The organism is Paenibacillus sp. CB74 (assembly GCF_055687625.1).
In genome coordinates this window covers 4,758,788-4,783,467 of the sequence record NZ_CM146009.1, presented here as the reverse complement: position 1 = coordinate 4,783,467, position 24,680 = coordinate 4,758,788, and the positions used below count along the sequence as shown (strand labels likewise).

Annotated in this window: 16 protein-coding genes; 11 read left to right on the top strand and 5 right to left on the bottom strand. The window is 48.2% G+C overall.

What is annotated here, in order from left to right; genetic code table 11:
• Positions 1-99 precede the first annotated feature (99 nt).
• The gene (locus tag ACX9NY_RS21045; protein WP_472474862.1) at positions 100-2,412 is read right to left on the bottom strand and encodes a helix-turn-helix domain-containing protein; all 2,313 of its coding nucleotides are present in this window, start codon (positions 2,410-2,412) and stop codon (positions 100-102) included.
• Between the two features lie 363 nt (positions 2,413-2,775).
• On the opposite strand from ACX9NY_RS21045, the gene ACX9NY_RS21040 reads away from it, so the two are divergent.
• A complete protein-coding gene (locus ACX9NY_RS21040; RefSeq protein ID WP_472474860.1) occupies positions 2,776-5,487 on the top strand; it encodes an S-layer homology domain-containing protein in 2,712 nt (903 codons plus the stop codon).
• A gap of 288 nt (positions 5,488-5,775) precedes the next feature.
• Here ACX9NY_RS21040 and ACX9NY_RS21035 read toward each other — a convergent pair whose 3' ends face one another.
• Positions 5,776-6,663 carry a hypothetical protein gene (locus ACX9NY_RS21035; protein WP_472474858.1) on the bottom strand — a complete coding sequence of 296 codons (888 nt, stop codon included), beginning with the start codon at positions 6,661-6,663 and terminating at the stop codon, positions 5,776-5,778.
• Positions 6,664-6,774: 111 nt separating this feature from the next.
• On the opposite strand from ACX9NY_RS21035, the gene ACX9NY_RS21030 reads away from it, so the two are divergent.
• The 10 genes from ACX9NY_RS21030 (at position 6,775) to ACX9NY_RS20985 (ending at position 18,919) form a co-directional block, all read left to right on the top strand.
• Entirely contained in the window at positions 6,775-7,188 is a 414-nt protein-coding gene (locus tag ACX9NY_RS21030) for a GNAT family N-acetyltransferase (RefSeq protein WP_339239304.1), read from the top strand.
• Between the two features lie 155 nt (positions 7,189-7,343).
• Positions 7,344-7,721 (top strand): ribbon-helix-helix domain-containing protein, encoded by a 378-nt coding sequence (locus tag ACX9NY_RS21025; RefSeq protein WP_472474856.1) that lies wholly within the window; start codon positions 7,344-7,346, stop codon positions 7,719-7,721.
• Positions 7,711-8,982 carry an MFS transporter gene (locus ACX9NY_RS21020; protein ID WP_339261290.1) on the top strand — a complete coding sequence of 424 codons (1,272 nt, stop codon included), beginning with the start codon at positions 7,711-7,713 and terminating at the stop codon, positions 8,980-8,982. The genes ACX9NY_RS21025 and ACX9NY_RS21020 overlap by 11 nt, the downstream gene beginning before the upstream one ends.
• Positions 8,983-9,167: 185 nt before the next feature.
• Positions 9,168-9,305, top strand: coding sequence for a hypothetical protein (locus tag ACX9NY_RS21015; RefSeq protein ID WP_161799395.1), 138 nt, complete (start codon positions 9,168-9,170; stop codon positions 9,303-9,305).
• Positions 9,306-9,423: 118 nt separating this feature from the next.
• The gene (locus ACX9NY_RS21010; RefSeq protein ID WP_472474854.1) at positions 9,424-12,168 is read left to right on the top strand and encodes a lanthionine synthetase LanC family protein; all 2,745 of its coding nucleotides are present in this window, start codon (positions 9,424-9,426) and stop codon (positions 12,166-12,168) included.
• A complete protein-coding gene (locus ACX9NY_RS21005) occupies positions 12,146-12,946 on the top strand; it encodes a hypothetical protein (protein ID WP_472474852.1) in 801 nt (266 codons plus the stop codon). The genes ACX9NY_RS21010 and ACX9NY_RS21005 overlap by 23 nt, the downstream gene beginning before the upstream one ends.
• Positions 12,943-14,409, top strand: coding sequence for a tetratricopeptide repeat protein (locus tag ACX9NY_RS21000; RefSeq protein ID WP_472474850.1), 1,467 nt, complete (start codon positions 12,943-12,945; stop codon positions 14,407-14,409). The genes ACX9NY_RS21005 and ACX9NY_RS21000 overlap by 4 nt, the downstream gene beginning before the upstream one ends.
• On the top strand, positions 14,391-16,148 hold the full coding sequence (locus ACX9NY_RS20995) for an alpha/beta hydrolase family protein (protein WP_472474848.1): 1,758 nt from the start codon (positions 14,391-14,393) through the stop codon (positions 16,146-16,148). Before ACX9NY_RS21000 ends, ACX9NY_RS20995 begins: the two co-directional genes overlap by 19 nt.
• 263 nt (positions 16,149-16,411) lie before the next feature.
• Positions 16,412-17,044 carry an NAD(P)-dependent oxidoreductase gene (locus tag ACX9NY_RS20990; protein WP_339239310.1) on the top strand — a complete coding sequence of 211 codons (633 nt, stop codon included), beginning with the start codon at positions 16,412-16,414 and terminating at the stop codon, positions 17,042-17,044.
• A 195-nt stretch (positions 17,045-17,239) separates the two neighbouring features.
• On the top strand, positions 17,240-18,919 hold the full coding sequence (locus ACX9NY_RS20985) for an NAD(P)H-hydrate dehydratase (RefSeq protein ID WP_472474846.1): 1,680 nt from the start codon (positions 17,240-17,242) through the stop codon (positions 18,917-18,919).
• Between the two features lie 1,101 nt (positions 18,920-20,020).
• On the opposite strand, the gene ACX9NY_RS20980 is transcribed toward ACX9NY_RS20985, so the two are convergent.
• The 3 genes from ACX9NY_RS20980 to ACX9NY_RS20970 all read right to left on the bottom strand — a co-directional run bounded on the left by ACX9NY_RS20980 (position 20,021) and on the right by ACX9NY_RS20970 (position 24,656).
• Positions 20,021-21,673, bottom strand: a complete 1,653-nt coding sequence (locus tag ACX9NY_RS20980; RefSeq protein WP_472474844.1) for a methyl-accepting chemotaxis protein — start codon at positions 21,671-21,673, stop codon at positions 20,021-20,023.
• Positions 21,674-21,700: 27 nt separating this feature from the next.
• Positions 21,701-22,714, bottom strand: a complete 1,014-nt coding sequence (locus tag ACX9NY_RS20975; RefSeq protein WP_472474842.1) for a BMP family lipoprotein — start codon at positions 22,712-22,714, stop codon at positions 21,701-21,703.
• Between the two features lie 331 nt (positions 22,715-23,045).
• The gene (locus ACX9NY_RS20970; protein ID WP_472474840.1) at positions 23,046-24,656 is read right to left on the bottom strand and encodes a gamma-glutamyltransferase family protein; all 1,611 of its coding nucleotides are present in this window, start codon (positions 24,654-24,656) and stop codon (positions 23,046-23,048) included.
• Between the last annotated feature and the right edge of the window lie 24 nt (positions 24,657-24,680).

Here is a 24,680-nt window from a genome sequence, read left to right as displayed (position 1 = left end):
AAAGGGGTGAAATCCGGGAATAAAGGCGAACGCTTCGCTTCTTCAGGTTCTTTCTGTCCTCTCCGTTTTTGTGTAAATGTTAAATTCAACCTATATAGATTACTGCTCCATTAGACTGCGCATGAAGTTTTTTGGCGTACAGCCGTGAATTGCTTTGAACTTCTTAATGAAATAGGCAGGAGTGCGGTAACCGACCGTACTTGCGACCTGCTCAACCGTAATTTCACGTTGTGTCATGAGTTCCCGGGCGCGTTCCATTCGCTGATTCGTAACATACTCGGAATAGACAATCCCGGTTTCTTCTTTGAAGAGTTTACTGAGATATTTAGGGCTGATGAATACTTGCTCTGAGACATGATCCAGCGTGAGATCGCCCGACAAGTGCTCGTGAATATAGGCTTTGACCGCCGATATGGTATCCACACTCCGTACCTCGCTTCGTTTCTCCATGTGCATCACAAATTCAGTCACGAGATGGATCATCCATTCCGAATAGCGATTGATATTGTAGAACAATGAAAATTGTTTGTACAAATTCAATGAACTCGCCTCGGCAGGTTGCAGGCGCATCTGTTGAATACATTCAGCGTATATAGATACCGTTTTTAATAAGATGATACGACTGTATTCGGCTGAATAGGAGCCTTCCTTTATTATCGCTACCAATTCCTGAATGACCTGAACCGAACCTTGCATATCCCGAGTCTGCAATTTTTTCTCGAAGTTAATGAGATATGATTCCGGAATCTCCAGACCGCTGGCTTCCCTGTTCAGCAGATCAAGATCCTGAATGGCGGACTGATCGGGAAAGAAGTAGGCGTATCGAATCAAGGCATTCGCCTGATGATAGCTTGTGTGAATCTTCGTGAAGTGCTCTACCCAGCCGCCTAACGAAAGTACAAATTCAAGGCCAAATCTGCTTCTTGCCTCCGTGTGAATAAAGTTAATAATGTGATCAGAGAGAGGTTCCTCGGATTGATTGGTACAGATGATTACACCGATTTTGTGATCCTGCAATTCCTCTGCGAGCAGCTTTGTTTCTTCCATGTCTGCCATCTCAAGTTGCTGAATCATCGTGTACAACGTATGCTGCAACTGTCGTGGCTGTAGATCTTTCCACTTCTCATTGACGGGGTCAATGACGATGCAGCGGAAGCGGGAGTAATCCATTGAAATGTGCACAGATTGCAGTTGCTCTGTCAGCTCTTCCGGTGTAAATCGGTTATTCAACATGTTCAGCATGATACTATGCTTAATCATCTTATGATTGGCCTGCAAGGTTTCTTCAAGACTATCAACTTTATTGGACAGGCTGTTAAACGTTGTATCGATGAACCGGTATTCGTCCTGCTTGAGGCTGGTTGGGCTATCCATCCGGCTCTTGATGTTATTCAGGATTTGTTTTAGTGGACTATAGTTGGCCCTGGTGAAGATGGACGACATCGCGATCCCAACCGCTACAGCCAATAAGCCTAGTAGAACTGAAATTTCCTTCAAGCTATCCAGCTTATAGTAGAAGCTCCCATTAGGCGTGGTCGTATAGATTCGCCATGCATTTCCTTTAAATTGATCTTGCGTAACGACAGAAGAGTCATGGTTAAATACAGGCGCGAAGTTCTCATCTGAAGAATGAAGAGAGAGCAGTGACTGAGTCAGATTCTCTTCCGTAGCACTGCCTATTAACGTTTTGTCTGCGGCAGAGATGACAGTTCCATCCTGATCGATGATTAATGTATTCGCATAGTCAGCAGGGAGCATATTTTTAATGATCTGACTGATTGCTGACTCTTTGATATCAATCGCAATCATGACCTTGCTGTCTTTTCCAGAAGATTGAAACGGGTAACTGTGGACATAGGAAATGATAGGGCTCATGTTGCTCTGTCCCCGCGATTCGATATATGCATCCTGAGGAACCATGCGAGTCTGCATCCATAAGGAGCTTTCTTCGGTTTCTTTCATCGCAGCAATCCATTCCGTCGTATGATCCGCGCTTGAAGGCGTGTCCTCATAGAGCATCAGCCCATATATAGATGAGACAACGAAGTGGTTCTTAGCATCGTACACATGAATAGCTTCAATGAGATCGGAATAATTTTGCACCATATTTATGAGGGACTGTTCGATGTCCAAAATTTTGCTGTGGTTTCCTTTTAAGCTATCCAAATTGATATTTGCAGCGTTACCGAGTGCCAGGGACAGGTAGACCTGATTCACCTTCTGGATTACGGAGCTCTCAATAGTATTAACCGTGCTTTTCAGCGACAATTGATTATTGATTCGGATCTCTTTGCTGTATTGATGGGAGAAGAAGAGATAGAAAATGGAGCCGAAAAGAAGCGCAATGACAAGAACGACAGCGAGGTAGGAAAGAACCATCTTGGATCTCACAGACTGAAATGGCGTACGCATTCTTTTTCCCCCTTCAATTCCTCATATCTAGACAACTTCATCATTATATAGCAGGCCGAGGACGAGAAATCATGTTGACCGAAATTTAACAAACGTCTTGCTCATATTTTACACCAATTTAATAAAGCGTTTACATAAAAAGATATCTTAATTAACGAAACTAGTATTTCCTCTGTTTTTTGGGGTTGGAAATCATCGGAACGTACGATTTTGATATAAAACGGAATATGTTCTATAGATGCGAAATGCTCCCTAATGCTACATTAACGGCAGATCAGACATCTGGATAGAGACTTTCGTCCTCATATGCTGACGCAGAAGTGAAAATGAATTTACGATTAGGGGAGCGTGTATTAGTAAGCCATGAGAAAACCACTTAAAAAGTCACTGGCACTACTTCTAATGTTGTCTATGGTAGGTCCGACGTTTGCAGAGAAGAGTTTTGCAGCCGATCAGAAGATTCAGTTCTCCGATATTAAGGGACACTGGGCGGAAGCAAATATTCAAGCATGGGGCGATGAAGGATTAATTCGGGGCTACCTGGATCGTTCATTCAAACCAAACACGTATATTACCAGAGCAGAATTTATGAATTTGGTAAATGGAGCGTTTGGATATTCCGGACAAGCTGAAATTACCTTTAACGATGTGTCGGAGAGTGCGTGGTATTACGAAGCAGTTTCGATCGCAAATGCGAATGGATATATAGATGGATATGCGGATGGCACCATGAAGCCGCAAGATCCGATTACACGTCAGGAAGCAGCTAAAGTCATTGCTGGTATTCTAAATTTGGAGTCGAATGAAACAGCAGCAAATGTATTTAGCGATTCATCTTCTATTGCGGCGTGGAGTAAGGGGGCTGTAGGTGGAACTGCTGCAGCGAAAATTATTGCCGGATATGCAGATGGAAGCTTCAAACCGCTTGATTCCATTACTCGTGCCGAAGCCGTGTCAGCACTCGTTAAGGCGGTAGAAGCAGATGCGACTACGGCTGCCAAACCAGCTAAGCCAAAAGGAACGGCAGCCGTACTGAATGTTAATCCTCCAGCAGATGAAGCCCGGTTGTCCGCCGTGAAGGACGGAGCCAATGCTGGAGACGACACCTTGAAAAATATTGCGGAAACCAATCCGTTTATTGATATTTTGGACGGTTTTGATCAAGTATGGTCCATGAATCAAGCAGATTGGAGAGACGGAACAGCGGCAACCAAAATTGGGGCTGATGGGAAGAATGCAAAGTATGGAGATGGACCGTCCCCCTATTATGACGGCTTTAAGAATGATCCAACCGTACCCGTCGCTGATCAGAAAACATATGCAAATGAAGAAATCCGAAACAAAGCGACTTGGGAAGCCAATATCAGATATGTAGAGAAGGTCACACAAAACCGCACGGATGAGGAGGCTTTGGCAGCCTATTATGATGATCAAAGGGATAAGATCTATAGTGTGATGGAGGGCTTTGGTCCGTTGGCTAACACGTATGTAGATATCATCAAGCCAAAGACAAACGTTGAACGAACGGTGGACGATATGAATAAGGTGTTGACCGAAGAAACGGTGGAAGATGAAAGCCAAGGTATTGGAGATTGGGATGCAAAAACGGAGCTTTCAGACCTGGTTAATTTGGTTGATCTGGTTCGATTCAAAATTCCTGCCTCATCTAATCCCTCTAAATATTTCTACTCTTCCCCAAGACCGTGGAGAATGAATTCCAATGGAGAAGTGAAAGAAGTTGTTGATAGCAAAGGGCTGCCTGTATGGGAAACCATGGGCGAAGGTGAGAAAAAAGAAGTACCTCTGGCTTCAGGCGGCACCAAATCAACCGGAGAAAAACATTACCAGCAATACGAAACTAACGTTAAGCTTATTCCTGCCTTAACTTATGTCAAACGAATTGCTGAGGATGGAAGAGGAAAAGATGGCGGATTCCCGAGCGGACATACCAGTGCAGCTTATTTATCCGTATTTCCTTTGGCATACGCTACGCCAGAACGATTCGCTGAATTGTTAACGAGAGCAGCTCAGTTGGGCGAGAATCGAGTCATAACGGGCATGCACTCACCGCTTGATGTTATAGGAGGAAGAATACAATCCACAGCCATGGCGGCATATGCACTTAATAAGGCTGAGAACAAAGAAGTGTTAGCGAAAGGCTATGAGAATGCAGGAGAAGTATTTGGAGCTGCAGCCAAGGAAAAAAATATGAGTCTGTATGAATATGCACACACCGTAACAGAGGATTACACATTTAAGAGTGCTTATGATGTACACAAATGGGAAGATCATGATGCCAATAAAGCCTTCTATAGAGAGAAGATGACATATGGTCTACCACAAACAGGAACTAAAGGTTTGGCTCCCGTTGTACCGCAAGGAGCAGAAGCGCTGTTGGAAACACGTCAACCGTATTTAACAGATGAGCAGCGCAGACAAGTATTGTATACAACATCCATTGACTCTGGATATCCTGTACTGGATGAATCCAAGGGCTGGGGTAGAATTGATCTGGTCACGGCTGCGGATGGATACGGTGCATTCTTAAACAATGTAACTGTGGATATGGATGCTTCCAAAGGACGGTTTAATGCAGAAGACTGGTGGAGAAATAATATCACCGGCAGTGGAATGCTCACGAAAAAGGGAACAGGAACACTTACACTAACAGGAAAAAATAGCTACACAGGCGGAACCTTACTGCAAGCAGGAACACTGGTAGCTGAATCTGCAACGGCTTTTGGTACAGGTGATCTGTATGTAGAGAACGGAACAGTTGTTGTGAATGTGGATGGAGCATTAAACTTGAATAGAAACTTCACCATGGATAAGGGCACGCTGGAATTGGTTGTCGCTGATGGCAACAGTCAACTGAATGTCGGCAGAAAGCTCTATATTGATGGAGGAAGCCTGAATCTGGACTTGTCCAACTATAAGATTGAAGGCTCCAAAGATATTACGTTAATCACTGCGAATGGAATTACAGGTGAATTCGACAGTGTAACGGCAGATGGTTATAACGTTACGGTCACATACGAAAAAGGACGTATCATTGCACATGTTGCAGCCAAATAAGCAAAGTAATTAGTGCTAGCGTTTCATTCTTCGCAAGACAAAATTAGTAATATAGAAAAGGGCTGAAACTACAACGTAGCTTCAGCCCTTTTTGCGTACAGACTTGCAGAATGAAGATCGTGACGTCAAACCTACTGAAAGCCAAGGCGTACATGATCGACTTTTTTAGCGTTTTTGTCGATCGATTTTGGGAAATAACGTGTCTGATGTTCCTTACAATGTTGAAAGAGGACGCAGAGGTCAACTAAGACTTCCTGAGTTCCTTAGAAAATCGGCTGAATGCGTTAGTTATTCGTCGGTATTGGGAACTGATTTACGACGTGTATTCACTTCCATCTCCGTAGAGGTTTGCTTCGTTGGTTCCAGCTCCGTATGCCCTGCATAAGGGCGATCACTGCGAGAGCGTGTCCCATTCAACGCGAAACCCGATGTGAATATAATCAACTGTAATCCCAAGGCATAGGGCGCAGCAACAATTCCAATCAGGTGGAGTAAGGAGCATAGCGCGATCACCAAGGAGAGCAATTTAAATACTGTACGTGGCTTATCCCGACGTGGGCTGGCCCAGAGCAGGTAACCATATATGATGGTGATCATTAGGGAAACTGCGCGAATCCATGGCAATATGCTCTCCCATGAGTCTACAGGCACATCCAACATCCGTTGACCTAATACCAGATCTGTAACCAGAAACCCTGTAGCCGCTAATGCGGCTGGTTCGGCTACCGGCCGAAGGATGGTCCAGACCGCTGTGCCCCAATGATCTGCATGTGTATCCCGGCTGAGTTCATCTGATAATACGGTGCATTCTCGTTCCAGTGCTCTGTGCATAAGGCCGAGTTTGGCAGGGTCATGTTCCTTGATACAGTCACGAATCTGATCCTGTAGTTGAGGGGAAAGGTTAGATGCGGCTTTGCAGGCTAACATTGCTGTGATCAGATCGTTATGTTCGGGTTCCGATGGTTCATTATTCCGATTTTCCTGGATGGTAAGTTGTCCCAAGAGGGCTGTACTTATGTATAATGTATCTCGTATCCTTCGCATTCGCCTTTCGTGGCTGCGGCGAACTTCAGTGGCAGACCATATGTATATCCCCAGAAGCACAGCCATGACGCCAAGCAGCACAGCCACAGTGCCTGGGCGCGATGTTAGATCTTCAATCCAACGTTGAAACACACTTGTTCCTCCTTTGCAGCAACTTCACGTATCATGAAACACGCTTCACGTAAGCTTTCTCTCACTATTACACAGGAAGTAGATGAATTCAAGCAGAAAGGGGCACAATTCATGGACCATGTGAATATTGAACACACACCACCCGCAGCTGGGGAGTATCTTTCCCTGCGACAGATTGCCGGCCTTAGTCCGATGAGCAGGGAAGGGGCGGAGATTGGACTACCGAATAGCCTGTTTGCCGTATGTCTGCGTGAAGAGGATATGCTGGTAGGTATGGGGCGAGTGATTGGAGATGGAGGTTGCTTTTTTCAGGTCGTCGATATTGCTGTACACCCGGATCTTCAGGGAATGGGTTATGGAAAACTGATCATGAGCGAGATCATGAATTATCTGCGTGATGTTGTGCCTGCTCGAGGTTTGGTCAGTTTGCTGGCGGATGTTCCTGCGGATCGCCTGTATGCTCAGTTTGGATTTGAGTATACTAGTCCGAAATCGGAGGGTATGTGGTGGAGACAGGGAGAGTAGCGAACTAATTAAATAACCTATTCAGCGAACCTTTGGATATCCAAAGGTTTTTTGCTTTACAACCATTTATTTACAAGTATAATGTAAATTATAACCAATTTACGATTTACAAATTACAATATACAGATTCCTTATTAAGAATGGAGGAAATGAATATGTACAATGACCAGAAAACTCAATTTAACCAGATGGTGGAACGATCTGTAGAGCAGGCGAACAAAAACCTTTCGGGAGCCAAGGGGGTGGTTTCCGTTCGACTAAGCCAGGAAGAGATTGATATTATTGATCAGCTTGTATTTCTTGAGGTAGCCAAAAACCGTTCTGACGCAACTGCGATGCTGATTAGGGAAGGCATACGAACACATCAGACCTTATTAAACGAGATACGCGAGTATACGGCCGAACTGGAACGGGTAAAAGCCAAGATACAACAAACCATTCGAGATTCTGGTTTAGTAGCGCGTCTGCATCGTAATAGTGATGATGAATCTGTTACGTACGATGGAGAGGTGCGTGAAAAAGATGAAAAGTGAGATTCGCGGCGACAGCTATCGAGCGGTTTTACGCCTTCCTTCTTTTGTAGTGCTTCTTGTCGGCAGATTGATTTCCGGGGCAGGACAGATTTTATTTTCTATGGCGACGATGTGGTATATCCTGCAATTAACGGAGTCGGCACTCGCTGCTGCACTGATTCCGATGCTGCCTTATCTGATCTATGCATTTCTAGGCATCCCCCTGGCTACGATCAGCGATCGCCTGCCGAAGAAACAACTTTTGATCTGGACAGATATACTGCGCGCAGGTATAGCCTGTCTTCTAGCGCTTTTGTTCATGACAGGTTCCATGCTTCCTTGGCATATTTACGCAGCCAATCTGCTCATTGCCATCCTTGGATTTTTGTTTAATCCCGCTACCCAGACAGTCATCCCCGCAATTTTGCCAGAACCTACAAAACAATTAGCTCCAGCTAATGCATTACTGAACTCTTCCTCCAAAACGATTGAATTGCTTGGATACGCCATGGGGGGGATATTGATTGCGCTCATCTCCGTTCAGTCCATCTTGTTTATCTATGCAGTTACGTTTCTGTTATCCGCCATATCCATTTTCTTTATCCGCATCCCTGTAACCAAAGTCGTGAAACAAAAAGGAGTCTCTGGTTTTGTCAAAGATAGCATGCAGGGAATTACCTTCCTGTTTTCCCGTAAAATTTTGGCCTGCTGCATTATCTTTGGAGCCATTATCAATTTTGCGGGTGCACCACTGCACATTTTCACGCCGATTTTTGCCAATATGGTGCTGCAAGCCGGACCACAAGGCTACGGTCTTCTTCAGTCAGCCTTTGCCGCTGGCAGTATTGCAGGCTCTCTGCTCAGTGGCAAATATGCCAAAAGGCTCTCGCTCGCTCACTGGTTTTTGATTAGTTATCTTATCTCAGGTACAAGTTTGCTGCTCATGCCGATGTTTCCTAACCTGTATATCGCTATTGCGTGTTCATTTTTGTTGATGCTGGGACTTGCTCTTGTGAACGTACCTTTGGTTACATCGATTCTTTTATCCACACCGGAAGAAAAAAGAGGACGTGTCATGAACAGCATGGGTGTTTTGATGAGTGGTGTTAGTAATCCACTTGGTTTGTTACTGGGAGGATGGTTCATTGAAACGTACAACCCTTCATGGGTGTACATGGGGATTGGTACATTTGTTATTTGTATGGGCATGGCAAGCCTGTTTGTTCGACCTTTCCGTGAAGAACGGAGCAAGCGCACGAGGCAACAAACGACCTCTATGTAGTACGGAATCTGATGTCATACTGCACCTCTTTTTAGTCCGAGGAAACAAGTAATTTGACATAGTCAGGCGAATAAATGGATTCAATGAATAATTTATGTAAAATAATTCAATTAAAAAGAAGGAAATTCAAAATTTATGTAGAATTTGGTTTATAAGAGGGGGAGACAAATGGGAGGTAATTTATCATGGAAAACAAGGAAATTTTATCTGTACAGGATTTGATGGCACTAGAGGTTGAAGAGGATAACAACATGTTTGAGGAAACAAGCTTGTGTACAGTGTGCAGCTGGACTAGCTCACAAACAATCGTTGTCGAGAGCTAGGAACTTCTTTACACGCTCTATTCACTGAATCATTTGAAAGATAAGTCTTTGGTTTTCGCGCATTACTAAAATAATTGTACCTCCCCCTCTTACTTTATCCAAAAAGGAGTGATTCTCATTGAAATTCGCAAGCGTAACCCCCAAGAAGGACGCCTTTGAGAACGCTTTGGAACATATAATCCGGGAACTTCCCCAATCCATCCAATGGTCGAATGACGGCCATTGGATTTGTTTTAGACCGAAGGAATTAAGGCTTCCCGCGCAGGGATGGAAAATCCATATATCGGTTATTCCTGTGGAAGGAGCTGAATTGCTGCGCCGTATTGCACCTGTTCTCACAGAAAATGAAGTGCAATGGAAAGTAGTGAGCAGTGGGCTGAAACTGATTGAAACATCTAACGGTTCCATACCTCTCCCTCAGACTGGGAAATGTGTCACCATCTACGCACGAGACGAAGAACAGTTCTTGAAGTTACTTGAATTAATGCATTCATGTACAGGTGATCTGGAAGGACCAGCTATTCCGACAGATCGGGCATACCTTGGTAGCCAGTGTGTATTTTACCGTTATGGTGCATTCACGGATCGTTTCTACTATGACCGTTACTCGGGTGCAAAAGTATATGCTATCCAGAATCCAGAAGGTGAGCTGGAGGAGGATCGAAGAACGCCTGGCAGATATAAGCCGGATTGGGTGAATGAACCCGAGGAATTGCTGCGGATTCAGGACATGGAGACAAATCAGGTGACTTCTCGTCATGCCGATTCCAATAACAATGAGTTTGGTATACGAAACATTCGTGTAAGGCGTGTACTCAAGAAATCCGGCAAGGGCGGAGTATTTCTTATCTCTGGCACATCGTATGAACAGGCTGTCATGAAAGAAGCAGTCTACCGTATGCGTGTAGACGGTGGTGGACGGTCTGCGCATGACTATCTGGATAATGAATATCGGGTGCTTGATCTGATGAAGGATACGGGGGTTACCCCACGACCGTTTGATCTGTTTAGTACTGAAAATAATCGCTACCTGATCCTGGAGTATTTTGAAAGTATCAGCTTGCGTGAATATATCCATCGCAGACATGTAGCTGTAGATTACAACCGGGCGGATATGTATCAGATGGGTGTACATATTCTGGATATGGTACAGCAATGTCACGATAAAGGGATTGTGATCAATGATCTGACGCCCAACAATATTGTTGTGCTGACGGACGGAAGTGTACGCCTGATTGATCTTGAACTGGCTTATGTTAGAAGTGATGAGACCCATGCCGATCCATTGACTGGTCATACTCCGGGTTATGTGCCACGTGGGCGTGAGCACAGCAGGCGCTCCAGTTATGCGGATGATCTGTATGCACTGGGAGCCGTCTTTTATTACATGGCTTCATCCATCGACCCCTATCTGAAATATCGGCAATCTCATCTGGAAGCTGCACAAGCTTATCTGGATCATCAAAGTAATACACAACTTCGTGGCTTGGGAAGTCTGGGTATTGAGATCATGTCTGGCGGATATGTGAAGTTATCAGACATTCGTGAAACGTTGGTTGCATTACTGGAGCAGCAAGAGGTCCGTTCAGGAGGAAGCAGGGATGTAATAGAGAAGGATGAATGCAATATGGAGCCAGAAGAAGTGCTCCGTCAGGCGGAGCGTATGGTAAACACACTGTATACTTCTCTTGATTTCAATAGTCCCCATCAACTGTTCCCGGAAAACAGCATGAGCAAGATGTTCCATCCGGCGAATTTTAACTTTGGCTGGACAGGGATGATTTTTGGTTTTAATCAGCTTGGTCAGATTACAGAGAACAGACAATACCATCAATATGCGTATGAAGTGTTGGAATGGATTTTGACGAATCACCCTTACGTTCCAGATGAGACACCTGTAACATTATACTTTGGATATGGCGCTGTACCCTGGGCAATGGCAGAGACGGCTGAACGAATAAATGATCCATCGCTGCTTCAACGTGCAGAGGATTTGGCATTGGAAATCGCCCTACATGATCCGGTGCAGACCAATATTAGTCATGGAGCTGCGGGTTTGGGACTGATGCTGCTTGAAATATACCGTATTGGAGGCCGCCCTGAACTTCTGACAAGAGCAGAGGAACTGGGTGTCTATATATTGGAACAAGAAGAGCAGACAGACGAATCATTGAGTTTGTGGAAAGTAAAAGATAAATCGGACAAAAAAGGTCATCATTCCCTTGGATTCTCTCATGGCATTGCAGGCATCGGGTATTATCTACTCGCCTTGGCAGAGCGTACAGGGAAGGAAGCGTACTATTCTGCTGTGAAGCGAATTGTACATACACTTGATCGTACAAGTCATGGAGGGCAGAATGGCGTGAGTCTGTGGCCCGCATCGCCGGAAAAACCGGATACACTCTGGGTGCACTGGTGTAATGGATCGGCGGGTATTGGTCGATTTCTAATGGCAGCGGCTGATATTTTGCAAGATCCCCTCTGTACCAGACTGGGACTTCAAGCAGCAGATGCAGTGGCACAGGCGACGGTATTTGCTTCTTTTGGGCAGTGTCACGGAATTGCAGGTAACGGAGATTTTCTGCTCATGGCCAATCGCAGGTTCCCAGGCAGGTATGAAACCAAACTAGCGGAATACACACAGAGCTTGTATGTATTGCGCAGTGATCAACGGGAGGACATCTGGATGTGGCCTTTGGAGGACATGGAGTCCTTCTCCCCGGATTATATGACAGGTTATATGGGGATCTATACATTCCTGCTACGCCGGTTTTATCCGTCTGTTGCATCCGAACCACTGGTTTATTCAGGTTTTGATTATGACAGGGAGGGAAAAGTGTATGATGCTAACATCCATGTCTGAACTTCTGCCGCAATGTCAGCATGAATCGGGAAAGACGGGTGATCGCTATTATGCCGTTGAACCTGATAATGAGGATATCCTGTCTTCGCTCATGGTAATTGATCAGGGAGAAGGGCAGTATACACTGGATTTATGGAGTGAAACGCATTCCAATTCTTATTGGGAAGATCGAATGTTATCCGTTTTGGAAAAAATGACATGGTCCTCTTTCTATGCGACCACGCCTGCTTCATTTCCGTGGGAGAAGCTTGGATACCGGGCAGATGTTCTGGCCCATCGATACCGGTTTTTCGGCAAGCTGAAGGACGTTCCTGTGCCGGCTATGCCTAATGAAGACGCGGTTTGGATGTCTGCGGAGGGGCAGACGGATTCTCTGGCACACTTGCTCCAGGACAGTGATCCTACCTGTCCAAGTTGGGAAGCTGCTCACCAAGCTATCCGAGATATTGATGAGGGGGTGTATGGCAAGTTGCTGAAGGGTTCCGGCCTTGTGGAACTGGAGGGAAGGAAGATCGGGGGCTGCCTGTTAAGCGATGAGTTCGGCAGTATACTCCTTGCTCATATCTTCACGATACCTGAAGCAAAACGTCAAGGTTGGGCCCGTTGGCTTGCTGCCTATGGCTTCCATCGGTGCAGTTCAGATCCGGATCAGCGGATTAAAGCCTCACTGGATGCAAACAACCGGGGCAGTTATCAATTGATGAAGGCACTGAATTTACAACAGGTGCCTGGACTTATACATGTATGCCGGATCACGAAAGTGAGTGAGCTTTCATGATGCCTCTCCCCCTGGAAAGTACGGATTATCACGATCTGAGAAGTAAATGGTTTCGTGTGAGTCATGAACCCGGGTTGTTTGTCGTTGAAGGGGCATCGGATGCAGTTAAAGATGAAATTCAAAAATTGAGAATGCATTGGCAAGATAAAGCTATCCAAATCGCGGTTGATGATCCGTATGCTACTCTCCCGCTGATCTATCAATTAAATCCGGTTAAACCCATAGATGACCTTGTAGCATGTAAAAATGCGTTATTGAGATTCCAAAGATCAGGGTGGACACCTGGCAATAGGAAATGGGTTCTGGTTGAAGTATCTTCCTACCTCCACCCTGCGGATCTGGGAGCCATCCACTATATCCTGTATCGACAGAAATTAAGGGGAGTAAGTGTCGTACTTTTTTTTCATCGATATCCAACCATAGCGAGCAATCCTGAGGACATAGCCAAACTTCCGGTATCCCTTGTCAGGGATACACCTGATCAGACCCGACGTTTGTTAGAGGAACATTTACAGACGGTAAGCAAGGATGAAGGGAAGAAGAAAGAGGCCGCATTGGCGCTCTATAACAGGCTGGCCTGGATTTTGTTGTCCAGATCGGATAATCCGGCCCGTTACATGTCCTGTTTTCAATTTTTTGAACACAATTCGTTATTTCAACGGTTGTCAGTGACACAGCAGGCAGTGCTCTGGTTTGAGCTGGGGCAGCTGTTGACCAAAAACGGGAAGCATTATGCCGAAGCACGACACTGTTATTCGAAAGCTCGGGAGATCCTTGCCCATGAAGAACTAACGGAAACGTATCGTACCGGGAAATGGGCTGCGCTTGATAATGGTGAAGCATTAATTGAGATGCAGGAGGGCAATGTAGAACTTGCAATTATGTTGGAGCGTCAGGCCGGACAGCGTATACGACAGCTTCCTGAGGGACCCGATCAGCGAGTTTTTCAGATTCAGACACTACTCAATATTGCGGGGTTGCAGCTCCGGGCGGGGCACTATGCAGAGGCAGGTAAGACGTTGCTGGCTGCGGAGAAGCGATGTGTTGATACGTACGCAGATTGGCTGGGGCATGTGCTGCAATTAAAAATGGTATTACATCAACAGCTTGGTGAGCAGGAGCAGGAATATGAACTGTTGATTCAAGTGTTACGTATGAAGACAAACACGGTTCATTCCAAACTGCTTGGTCGTGCGGTGGAAATCGCCGGGGCGCTCATTACTCAAGGGTTAGAGGAACAGGCATCCCGGGTGTACCGTCTGTTGATGAAGGGGCTACCGGTTGCCAGTCTGCCACAGATCAGGTTGATTCGGGAAACGTTAGGCAGATTGGGGACAGTTACACCTATAGATGCATACACGCAAGATCAGTATATCAATCAACTGGAATTACAGTTGGAGGGATGGGGGCAGTTAAAGCACTGGAATGAGAGGAGGAAATCGGGTTGGGCGATCCATTCCTGACACGGATGAGTGTGAATAAGGAACGCACTAGTATGCTTTTGGGCTATGATGACAATACATGCGAATGGTGCAGTATTGATGATACAGGCCGCATTGATGGCAGGCAGAGCCTTTCTGAACACGGGACAGCATCAGAGCAGCACACGCAGCATATGCAGTTCATTGGCAAGAATCAGGTTCTGGTGATTACACAGGACAAGGCGGGGAAATGGCTACATATATACGAGAATGAGGAGCATGCAATTCTGGTTCAGAGCCGATATGTGAAGTTTCCATTTCCTGTGATGCAAGCTGCTCGGCAAGAGGACCAATTACTGCTGCTGTTTTCCATTAGACATCGGTCAGGCTCTGTTCGTATAGGTCTTTATGATCCGGACAAGGATGAAGCGAGATGGGTTACTCCTGATCTGCATCAGCCGCAATTTGTATTCTGGTCGGCAACCACACGAGAGGTTGGCGTAAACGTTGGTGGATTCGGAAGAGTGTATTCGTATTCCGAAGACATCCTTCCATCATCCGAAATACCATATACGGAGTATGCCTACCCTGTGATGGATAAGCAGGGTGACCTCGTAGCGGTATCCATTCCTGTGGAACATGGTTTTCAGCCCGGGTGGATCAGGCAAGGAGAGGGTACGGTACACGTATGTTCTAGGGATAACGAACCCTTCTCTGAACTGATCAGAATGCAACTCGATCCAGATCAACCGCTCGTGCTCTGTGAAGGGATAACCTCTGGCAGATGGCAATATGTTCAATATACATTGGACAGAGAGAAGAGATTTGAGCTACATGATTATCCGGGAATCCTGACACAGGCTGTGCTCAGCAGGGACAGGCAGGGATTGATCGGAAAATATGAATCTATCGTCCGCCCTCCAGCGCCGGGATTATACCGATTTTCAGAGCAAATCAGTACGATTACCCCTTTTCCGGTTGAGAGAGATGAGAGAATTGACAGCCATCCTGATGAGGAAGCAGATGTAATCTATGGAAGGATTCGTTATGGACAGGACGTGATTCCGTATATGGACATGCACCCGGAGGGTGCTGAACAGGTGGTTATCTATCTTCATGGGGGGCCTCATAATTGCCTGTTTGACAGTTTTAGTCCGGTCATCAGAGGATTATATCAGGCAGGAGTGAGGGTCATCGGGTTGAACTATCCCGGCAGCTCAGGGTTTGGCACGGATTACAAGATGCTCATTCAGAACGACTGGGGCGGCGTGGATGCAGATGTCATCCAGTTCATGCGGGAGCAGATGTTATCTTCCTATTCAAACGTCTCTCTCTATGGCGTAAGCTATGGGGCTTATCTGGGATTGCTGGTAGCAGGTAAAAGTCCGGCGCTATGGAGTAATGTGGTTGCCTGTGCACCGTTCACGGATCTGGAAGGACTATACAACGGTGGCGGAGCGAAGCTGAGATCATTCTTGCAAACGGAAATCGGTGAGCTGTTGCATGATCCATCTGCTCTGCGGGATCGAAGTCCAATAGCTTATATATCCGGGCTCAGTAAGGTGGATATTCAATTTATTCATGGGCAAGAGGATCAATTGTGCCCTGTAGAGCAGACGGAAAGATTGTATCGAGACATTATGGAAAACAAGCGATTGTCTGGAGCTGTAGGCAGGATTGAGCTTCATATTGTACAGGATATGGCACATGAGGCTTATTCGGAGCGATTCTGGGCGCAGAAGGCTGTTGATTTTCTAACCTACAGTAGAGTCTCTACGTAAGATAAATACGTGATGTTGAAGCCGCAAATGCGGCTTTTTTTGGCGATGGTTAAGGTAATGATAGGGAACGGAAAAGTGGTGGGTGAAGTGTTATCCGTGGCCTGGTGCATAGTATCAGAGGTTAAATGAATAACATTAACGTTTACAAGATGTCACATCCGGTTTAAGATGGCGTGAGCCGTTTAAGGTATATAACAATGGGATTAAGTATTAAAATAACGGTAAGTTGTTGAGATAATATCTATAGAAAAGAGGGAATTGATATGAAAGTAGCCATTTTTGGAGCAACCGGTGCGATTGGCAAGACGATACTGTGGGAGCTGATGGATCGTGGACATGAAGTGACAGCAGTGGTACGTGATCCATCCAAAATTGAGATGGTGCATGAGCGTTTGCGTGTAGAACAGGGAGATCTGCTTAACCCGGATCAGGTGGCTGATTTTGCAGCGGGTCAGGAAGCGGTTGTGAGTGCATATGGGCCGAAATTCGGTGGAGAAGAAGAGATGCTGGAAGTGACACGTTCGTTGATCGAGGGTGTGCGCCGGGCAAAAGCAGGACGTTTGGTAGTGGTTGGTGGAGCGGGAAGTTTGCTCACGGATTCCGGTGATATGCTGATGGATACGCCGGGATTCCCGGAAGAAGTCAAACCGCTGGCGAAAGCACATGCAGATGCATATGAGCTGATTGAAGCATCGGGTATTCACTGGACCTACATGAGCCCTGCTGCGACAATCACAACAGGACGTCGGACAGGTCAGTTCCGAGTAGGGATGAACCGTGTGATCACGGATGATATCGGGGAAAGCTCGATTTCCGTTGGTGATTTTGCAGCGGCTTTGGTGGACGAACTGGACGATCCGCAGTTTATTCAGGCGCGGTTTACGGTGGGGTATTAAGCGTAGACAAACAGTCTGGGGCTGAATCTTAAGATTTCGTAAACGGGATCGATAAAGCTTCAGATGAGGCGTGGAGTGCATTACGGTAACTGGATGAGGGAAAGGGCAAGATAGCCGGACACATACAGGATCAGCGTTTAAGTGTGGAGTTGTTGCTTTTAGGTATGAGATAAGCTTGCACGGGAGGGATGAGCGTTGTTTATCGTGACTGCTGAACAGATGAGGGCTGTGGACGAGCATACGATTCATCAGCTTGGTATTCCAGCAGCCAGTCTGATGGAGAATGCAGGCCGCGCTATAGCCGAGGAAGTAATCAAGCTGTGCCGGGAAGGGCAGGAAGCAGGCTGGCTTGCGAATTCAGGGCAGCTTGGTTATAGCAGTAAAGGTGATGCGAGGCGGGCACACACTGGGCCAGGCGATCGGCAAGGTTATGGTGGCGACATCATCGCCGATTCGGCGCTGGTGATGGAGCACCCGGGAGATCAGCAGTGGTACATGCTGATCGGCAAGGGCAATAATGGCGGCGATGGGCTGGTGGCCGCGCGCCATTTGGTTGAAGCAGGGCTTGGCGTGACATTGGTCTACGCCGATGCCCCTGAGGCACTGCGAGGCGAAGCCGCAGTGCAACGGGATGCCGCCGCGAAGCTCGGCATCCCTGCTCTTGTCCACGGGCGCGAAGCCGTGGACTTCAGCCGGTGCACAGGCATCGTGGATGCGCTGCTGGGCACCGGCTCGCGGGGGGCGCCGCGGGGAGCTTACGCGGCGTTGGTTAAGGCGGCGAACGACAGCGGCAAGCCGATCGTGTCCGCCGATGTGCCAAGCGGGCTGGACGCCGACACCGGAGAGGTGTACGAGCCCTGCATTCAAGCCCGGGTGACGGTATGCCTCGCGCTGCTCAAGCGCGGGCTGGTGCAGTACCCGGGCGCTTCTGCCGCGGGGCGCATTGTGGTGCGCGCCATCGGCATTCCCACGCGGCTTGCTCCAGAGCATGGCCCCTCGGTCCGTCTGCTGACGGACGAGGTGCTGCGCGGTGCGCTGCGCGTGGATACAGGCCGCCTCCGGGCACCGGACGGCCATAAGGGCACCTACGGCCACGTATTGCTGGCCGCAGGAAGTCTGCCGATGAGCGGCGCAGGCCTGCTCTCGGCCAAGGCCGCGCTGCGCGCAGGCTGCGGGCTCGCCACATGGGCGCTGCCCGCGGCACTGCTGCCGCATGTCATCGGCACCGTGCCCGAGCTCATGCTTGCCGCCGCCGCCGATGGAGACAGCGGCGAATGGAACGCGGCTTCCGCCTCCGCCGTGCTGCGTCTCGCGGAGAGCCGCGACGTGCTTGCGACCGGCCCGGGCCTCGGCCGCTTCAAGGGCGACACAGACTGGCTTCGCCGTCTGTGGCAACATACGGATCGTCCGCTCGTCATTGACGCGGACGCCCTCAACATGCTGGCAGACGCGGGCCCACATGGGCCTTGCGACTGGGGTAAGCGAAGTGCGGCGACAATCCTGACGCCGCACCCTGGCGAGATGGGTCGACTGTTGGGTATGTCGACCCAAGAGGTGCAGCGTGACCGCATTGGACACGCTGCCCAGTACGCCCGCGAGCAGGGCGTGACCCTTGTGCTCAAGGGAGCACGAACGGTCATCGCAACGCCATCTGGCGAGGCGTACATCAACACCACCGGGCACGCCGGCATGGCGACTGGCGGTGCCGGGGACGTATTGACCGGCATCATCGCCGGTCTGCTTGCCCAAGGGCTCAGCGCGGAGCAAGCCGCCGCGTTCGGCGTATATCTCCACGGACAGGCCGCCGAACGAGCAGCACTGCTGCGCGGTGACCCATCGTCCCTGCTGGCGGGAGACATCATCGACGCACTCTGAGGATGGTGCAGGTGTGGGGCAAGATCGCGATTGGATAACTAACTGTCTATGACGCGTCATTTCCAAACCGCAAGTGACCCGACGAGCCAGTGTTCCAGCACACTAAAAGTAGACGAGTGCATATTGCTCACTATCCATTGAGTACCAAGTACTCAGTATTCAATGCACACTCTTGATGGTCACTTCTCAATGCCCAATGCTCATGCATCAATTCTCAAATGCTCAACATCCAACACCTAATACCCAACACAAATGATCAATGCCCAGGGTCATAACGAACCTGAGACACCTTATACCACGGTTTTACATCGAGGAGCAAAACTAACGAACCCTATCCACGTTATTTCTGTGTATTTCAGAGAAAACACTCGAAAAACCGGGCTAAATCAGGAAATAGAGTGCCTGAGATTCGTTAGATTTTATAATCCCCAATTAATCGCTCAATAAGGCTTGCTCGGTTCGTTACACTTTTGGATCTGAAACGTTGATGTCTTGTTATCTATATAAGTTGTTGAACTAACAGATCATGTACACTGGACATTCCGAGGACAGAACAACTTTCCGATCGCTGTTAACCCCATTAACCCCAGAATTTTAGGATTCCTTTTATAAAGGGGGAAATCCGGGATAGCATATGCATCTGAAGTTGCTTTCTTTCAGAGGTTCTAGGCGTAGCATACGTTTCCGAGCTAGTTTTCTTACCGAAAACTTGTAGCTACGCTTCTTATTATCTGTCTGTCCTCTCGGTTTAGTGGAAATGTTTAGTGCAATTTATATACTTTCTTATCGCCAAAACGAAAAAAATCTCAGATGAAACAACGATTAGCTACTGAAAAGGGGAGCCCTGTCATAATTCATGACGGAGGCTCCCCTTTATTGGTTTGTATGTTCACGCTGCATGATCCAGGCCCACCTAAACCTACCTATAGCGCACCTATAATCAGCATCTAACAGCATATAAACTACATCCAACCTACATCTGACCTGCATCCAACCTACCTTTTCACCCTTGTCATGAAGCAGGGCACTGCATGCTGGGATGCACGCAGCCCAAATTCTTCGGCCAACTTGCTTACAGCCCGAATTATCCCGACATCCTGCCTACAGCCGGAATCGAAGCAGTTCCTGATGCATCTCCGCACTGATATCACGCAGTGACTTCACCTTGACGCTTGCATCAGCGAAGGAACGTTGTTGTTCCGACGTGGAGGCGGTGATCTCTTCACTGCTGGCCGCCGACTGCTCGGTGATGGCACTGATATTTTCAATGGCCTGTTGCACTTGTGTACTGAGTTCATTGGAGTGCTGCATGTCCTCAGCAAGCTGGTGGATACCCGTACTAATGCGCTCCACACTTTCACGAATGGCAGAGAAGGATTCACGAGTCTGGCTGGTGGCTTGTTCCTGTTCACCGAATAGCTGCATGCTCTGTGCAACAGAGTTCTTCACCTTGTCCATGGAGGTCGTGATTTCGCCCACGGCGGCATAGATATGCTTAACCGATTGCGCAGATTGTTCGGCGAGTTTGTTCACCTCGCCGGCAACAACAGCGAATCCACGTCCGGCTTCTCCAGCGCGAGCAGCCTCTATGGAGGCATTCAACGAGAGCATGGTCGTTTGTTTGGCAATCTCCGATACATACGCAGTCATCGTAGTTATTCGAACTGCGCTTTCTTCCAGTTCCCGCACCGTTTGTTCCACCTCGGACATCGCCATACGATTCACTTCGGCCAGTCGGAGTTGCTCCGCTACAGCCTTATTACCTTCCTCAACGGTAGTTAATACTTCGCGACCATCGATTACCGATTGGGAGGTGGCCTCCAGATTACTATTGAAGGTAGACTGCATTTTGTCCACAACCATCACCGTTTCACTCAGATCCTCGGCAATCTTTTGACTACCAATCGAGAGTTCCTCCGTGGTGCGGGATACTTGCTGCACGATCGCTTGGGCCGTATCGTTGCCGCGGTCAATATCTTGCGCCATCAGATCGACACGATGACCAGCTGCGCCAATCGATTGAATAATGCCACGGATATTATGGGTCATGATACCGAAGGAGCGACTCAGATCATCGAGTTCATCTTTGCCCCGAGCTTCCGGTAATTGTCCGGTCAGGTCACCGTTCGCAATTTGTCCCGCGGCGTCTTTGAGTGTACGAATACGCCGGGCGATCTGCCGTGACGTATACATGTTGAACAACATTACGGCGACAAGCAATACGATGGCTCCACCAAGAGCGACTTGCCACGTTTGCTGAATGTCACGCTCCAAATCAACGGTATATTGATCATAACGATCCCGAGTCATCTCATCTAACGAATAGATATCATTCTGTATGCCGCGAACCCGGGTGCTGTAACGTTTCGCTTCCGCACTGTTCATCTCGGTCATTGCTTCGGTAGCTCCCTGGTTCAGAGCTTCTAATTTTGTCTGGATGGACTGAATGAGTTGCAATTGCTGATCCGTTTCCAGTAATCCGTCCGTAAGCTCCTGAATCATCGTTTGACCTTCATCCAGCAAGCGGAGTACTGCGTCCTGATTTCCCGCTGTCATGGAGAACGAATAGACATCCAGCGCCTGCTGGGTCTGAATCTGATTGGCATTCAGTTCACTAACCTTGAGCATGGCTGGTACCAGATTTTGATTTTTGGCATTCATACCGAGCAATTGCATGATGATATAAGCGACCAGCGCAAGGCATAGAAGTAGTGAAATTAGAGCATTAAGTATTAGTTTTCCCTGTAGTTTCATGGGCGTACCTCCTTGTATCCGATGGGGTTATTGATCAAGCATAATTTTGATTTGACCGGAAGAGATCTTGGCTTTCAGATCTTCGAAGGTTTTCTGTTGTTCATCACTGAGCGTGATATTATGTAGAGCAGTCAGACCCACGGCGTTCTCCGCCAGCCCCTCCACGAGTTCCTTTTGAGGGAAGGTATGGTTGTTTTGAATAAACGTGTTCACGGCATTATAGATGGAGACATCCACATTTTTCAGCATGGACGTCAGAATCGCTTTTTCCGCCAAAAAGAATTGATCGGTATCTACACCGATGGCGTATTTCCCTAATTTCTGAATCTCCGTCAGTGCACCAACACCTGTGAGACCGGCAGCCACATAGATCACGTCAGCGCCCTTGTCCTGAATCATCTGTGCAGCCAGTTGTTCACCCAGATCGGCATTACCGAAGTCCCCTGCGTAGACGGCATCCACGGTTGCATCCGGCTTGACAGCCAGAACACCTTGCTTAAAACCTTGCTCGAAATCACGAAGGAGCGGGATCTCCATCCCACCAAGGAAACCAACATGATTTTCGGTTGTGGCCATAGCGGCAATCACACCTGCCAGATAACTTCCTTCTTCCGCCCGGAAGGAGATGGAGGCAATGTTAGGCAATTCGGACTGACTATCAATCACGAGGAACTGCTGGTCAGGATATTTGGCTGCAACTTTCTCCATATCTGCTTGGATCGTATCACTCAGGCCGATAATCAGATCGAACTTGGCTTCCGCAAACTCTTCAAATGCAGCTTCGGCAGTTAATTTATCGCCCGGTTCACGATAGTCAAAGACAATGCTTTTCTCGTCTCTGGCCTGAACCAGCCCATCAAAAGCAGCATCATTGAAAGAACGGTCACCCAGACCCACTTCCGTGAGCACGATCCCGACCTTTGTTCTTGTGTCTGTTGCCGTTGTTGTATTATTAGCTGAACATGCCCCCAGGATCAGTATCGTCAGGATCATCATTAATGTGAGAACTAGACCTGCGCGTTTGTTCTTGTTTGTTTTCATGTGTGGTACCCTCATTTCTATAGTCACTTTTTGCTGATTTCCCTCTATCTATATCGGACAGAGAGGCATTGTGATTTATGGTATGTAGTGAAAATTTACGTAAATATAAAAATATTTCATGAATTATACATTAGTTTTACATTTCTTTGGTTAAAAGGGGGCTTGAATAACTACAGCCTGTTGTTTACTGATGTTAAAAACTCTAAAAAGACAAAAAAGACACAACAGAGATCACATGAATCATCTCTATTGTGTCTTTGAAATGAACTAGCGGATATGAGAAGCGGGTCGTGATATCCACATTTGTCTTTATAAATGAAATGGCATGAGCTTACCAAGCCGCAATGGAGCCATCCGCTCGCGTTTCCGTACCGCCGCATAATACGCCATTGTCCAGATTGCGCCAGATAATCTGACCGCGTCCAAATTGGGATGGATCAAGTGCCACTTGGATATCATGTCCCTTGCGAGCGAGTGCCTGTGCAATGTGCTGCGGGAAACCTGGTTCCACGAGAATCGTTTTGCCCTTCGTCCACTGCCAGCGTGGAGAATCCAGGGCAGCTTGTGGGTTCAGATGATAATCGATTGTATTCATGACCACCTGTACATGACCCTGTGGCTGCATGAAACCACCCATGACACCGAATGGCCCGACCGCTTCGTTGCCACGGGTGAGGAACCCCGGAATGATTGTATGATATGTGCGTTTGCCAGGCTCCAGAGCGTTTGCATGATTCGGGTCCAGTGAGAAGTTGTGTCCACGATTTTGCAGGGCAATGCCTGTCCCCGGCACAACAAGTCCAGACCCGAAGCCCATATAGTTACTCTGGATAAAGGAAACCATGTTGCCTTCACCGTCCGCTGTAGCCAGATAGACCGTTCCATTTGCTCGTGGATCACCTGCCTCGGGTGCACGTGCAGTATCACCAATGAGTTTGCGCCGTTCTTCCGCATATGCCTCAGATAGCAGTTCCTCGACCGATACGCCCATTTTGCGTTCTTCCGTAATGTATTTCTCCCCATCGGCAAATGCCAGTTTCATGGCTTCGAGCTGCTGATGATATGCCAGAACAGATTCTTTCTCATCGAATTCGTAACCTTTCAGCAGATTAAGTGCCGCCAGAGCGATCAAGCCTTGTCCATTCGGCGGAATCTCCCATACATCATATCCACGATAGGAGACGGAGATCGGATCAACCCACTCCGGCTGAAAAGCTTTCAGATCCTCACGAGTCAGATAACCCCCGTGCTCCGCCATAAAGGAATGAATGCGTTCGGCCAGTTCTCCTTCGTAAAAGTCTCGCGCTTCGCTCTCGCCAATCTGGCGCAAAGTCGCCGCATGATCCGGCGAGCGCCACATCTCTCCAGCTGCGGGAACACGCCCGCCTGGAGCAAATGTCTCAAACCACGCCCGCCCTGCCTTCGCATCACCCTGGCGTGCATAGATCTCGGCTGCCCTTGCCCAGTGGCGGGCCAGCCCAGGGGCAAGCGGGTAACCTTCCTCCGCATAGCGGATAGCTGGCTCCAACGCTTCCGCCAGCGTGAGCCGCCCGAAACGGCGGCTCAGCTCAGCCCAACCCGCCGGTGCGCCAGGCACCGTCACCGGCACAACCCCAAGCTTCGGCATCTCCGTATGGCCTGCCGCTTGAAGCGCCTCAATGGATATGCCCTGAGGCGCAGGGCCGCTGGCATTCAGGCCATGCAGTTTGCCCTCGGTCCAGACGAGGGCAAAAGCGTCGCCTCCAATGCCATTGGAGGTGGGCTCCAGCACGGTGAGTGCTGCCGCAGTTGCAATGGCGGCATCGATGGCATTGCCGCCTTTTTTCAATACATCCAGACCGGCTTGTGCAGCCAGTGGCTGTGACGTGGCGACCATGCCTTGCTTGGCATACACGGGCACGCGGTACGAGGGGTACGGTTGGTAGAGTGGATCAAAGTTCATCAGGTTGTTCAGCTCCTTGTCACA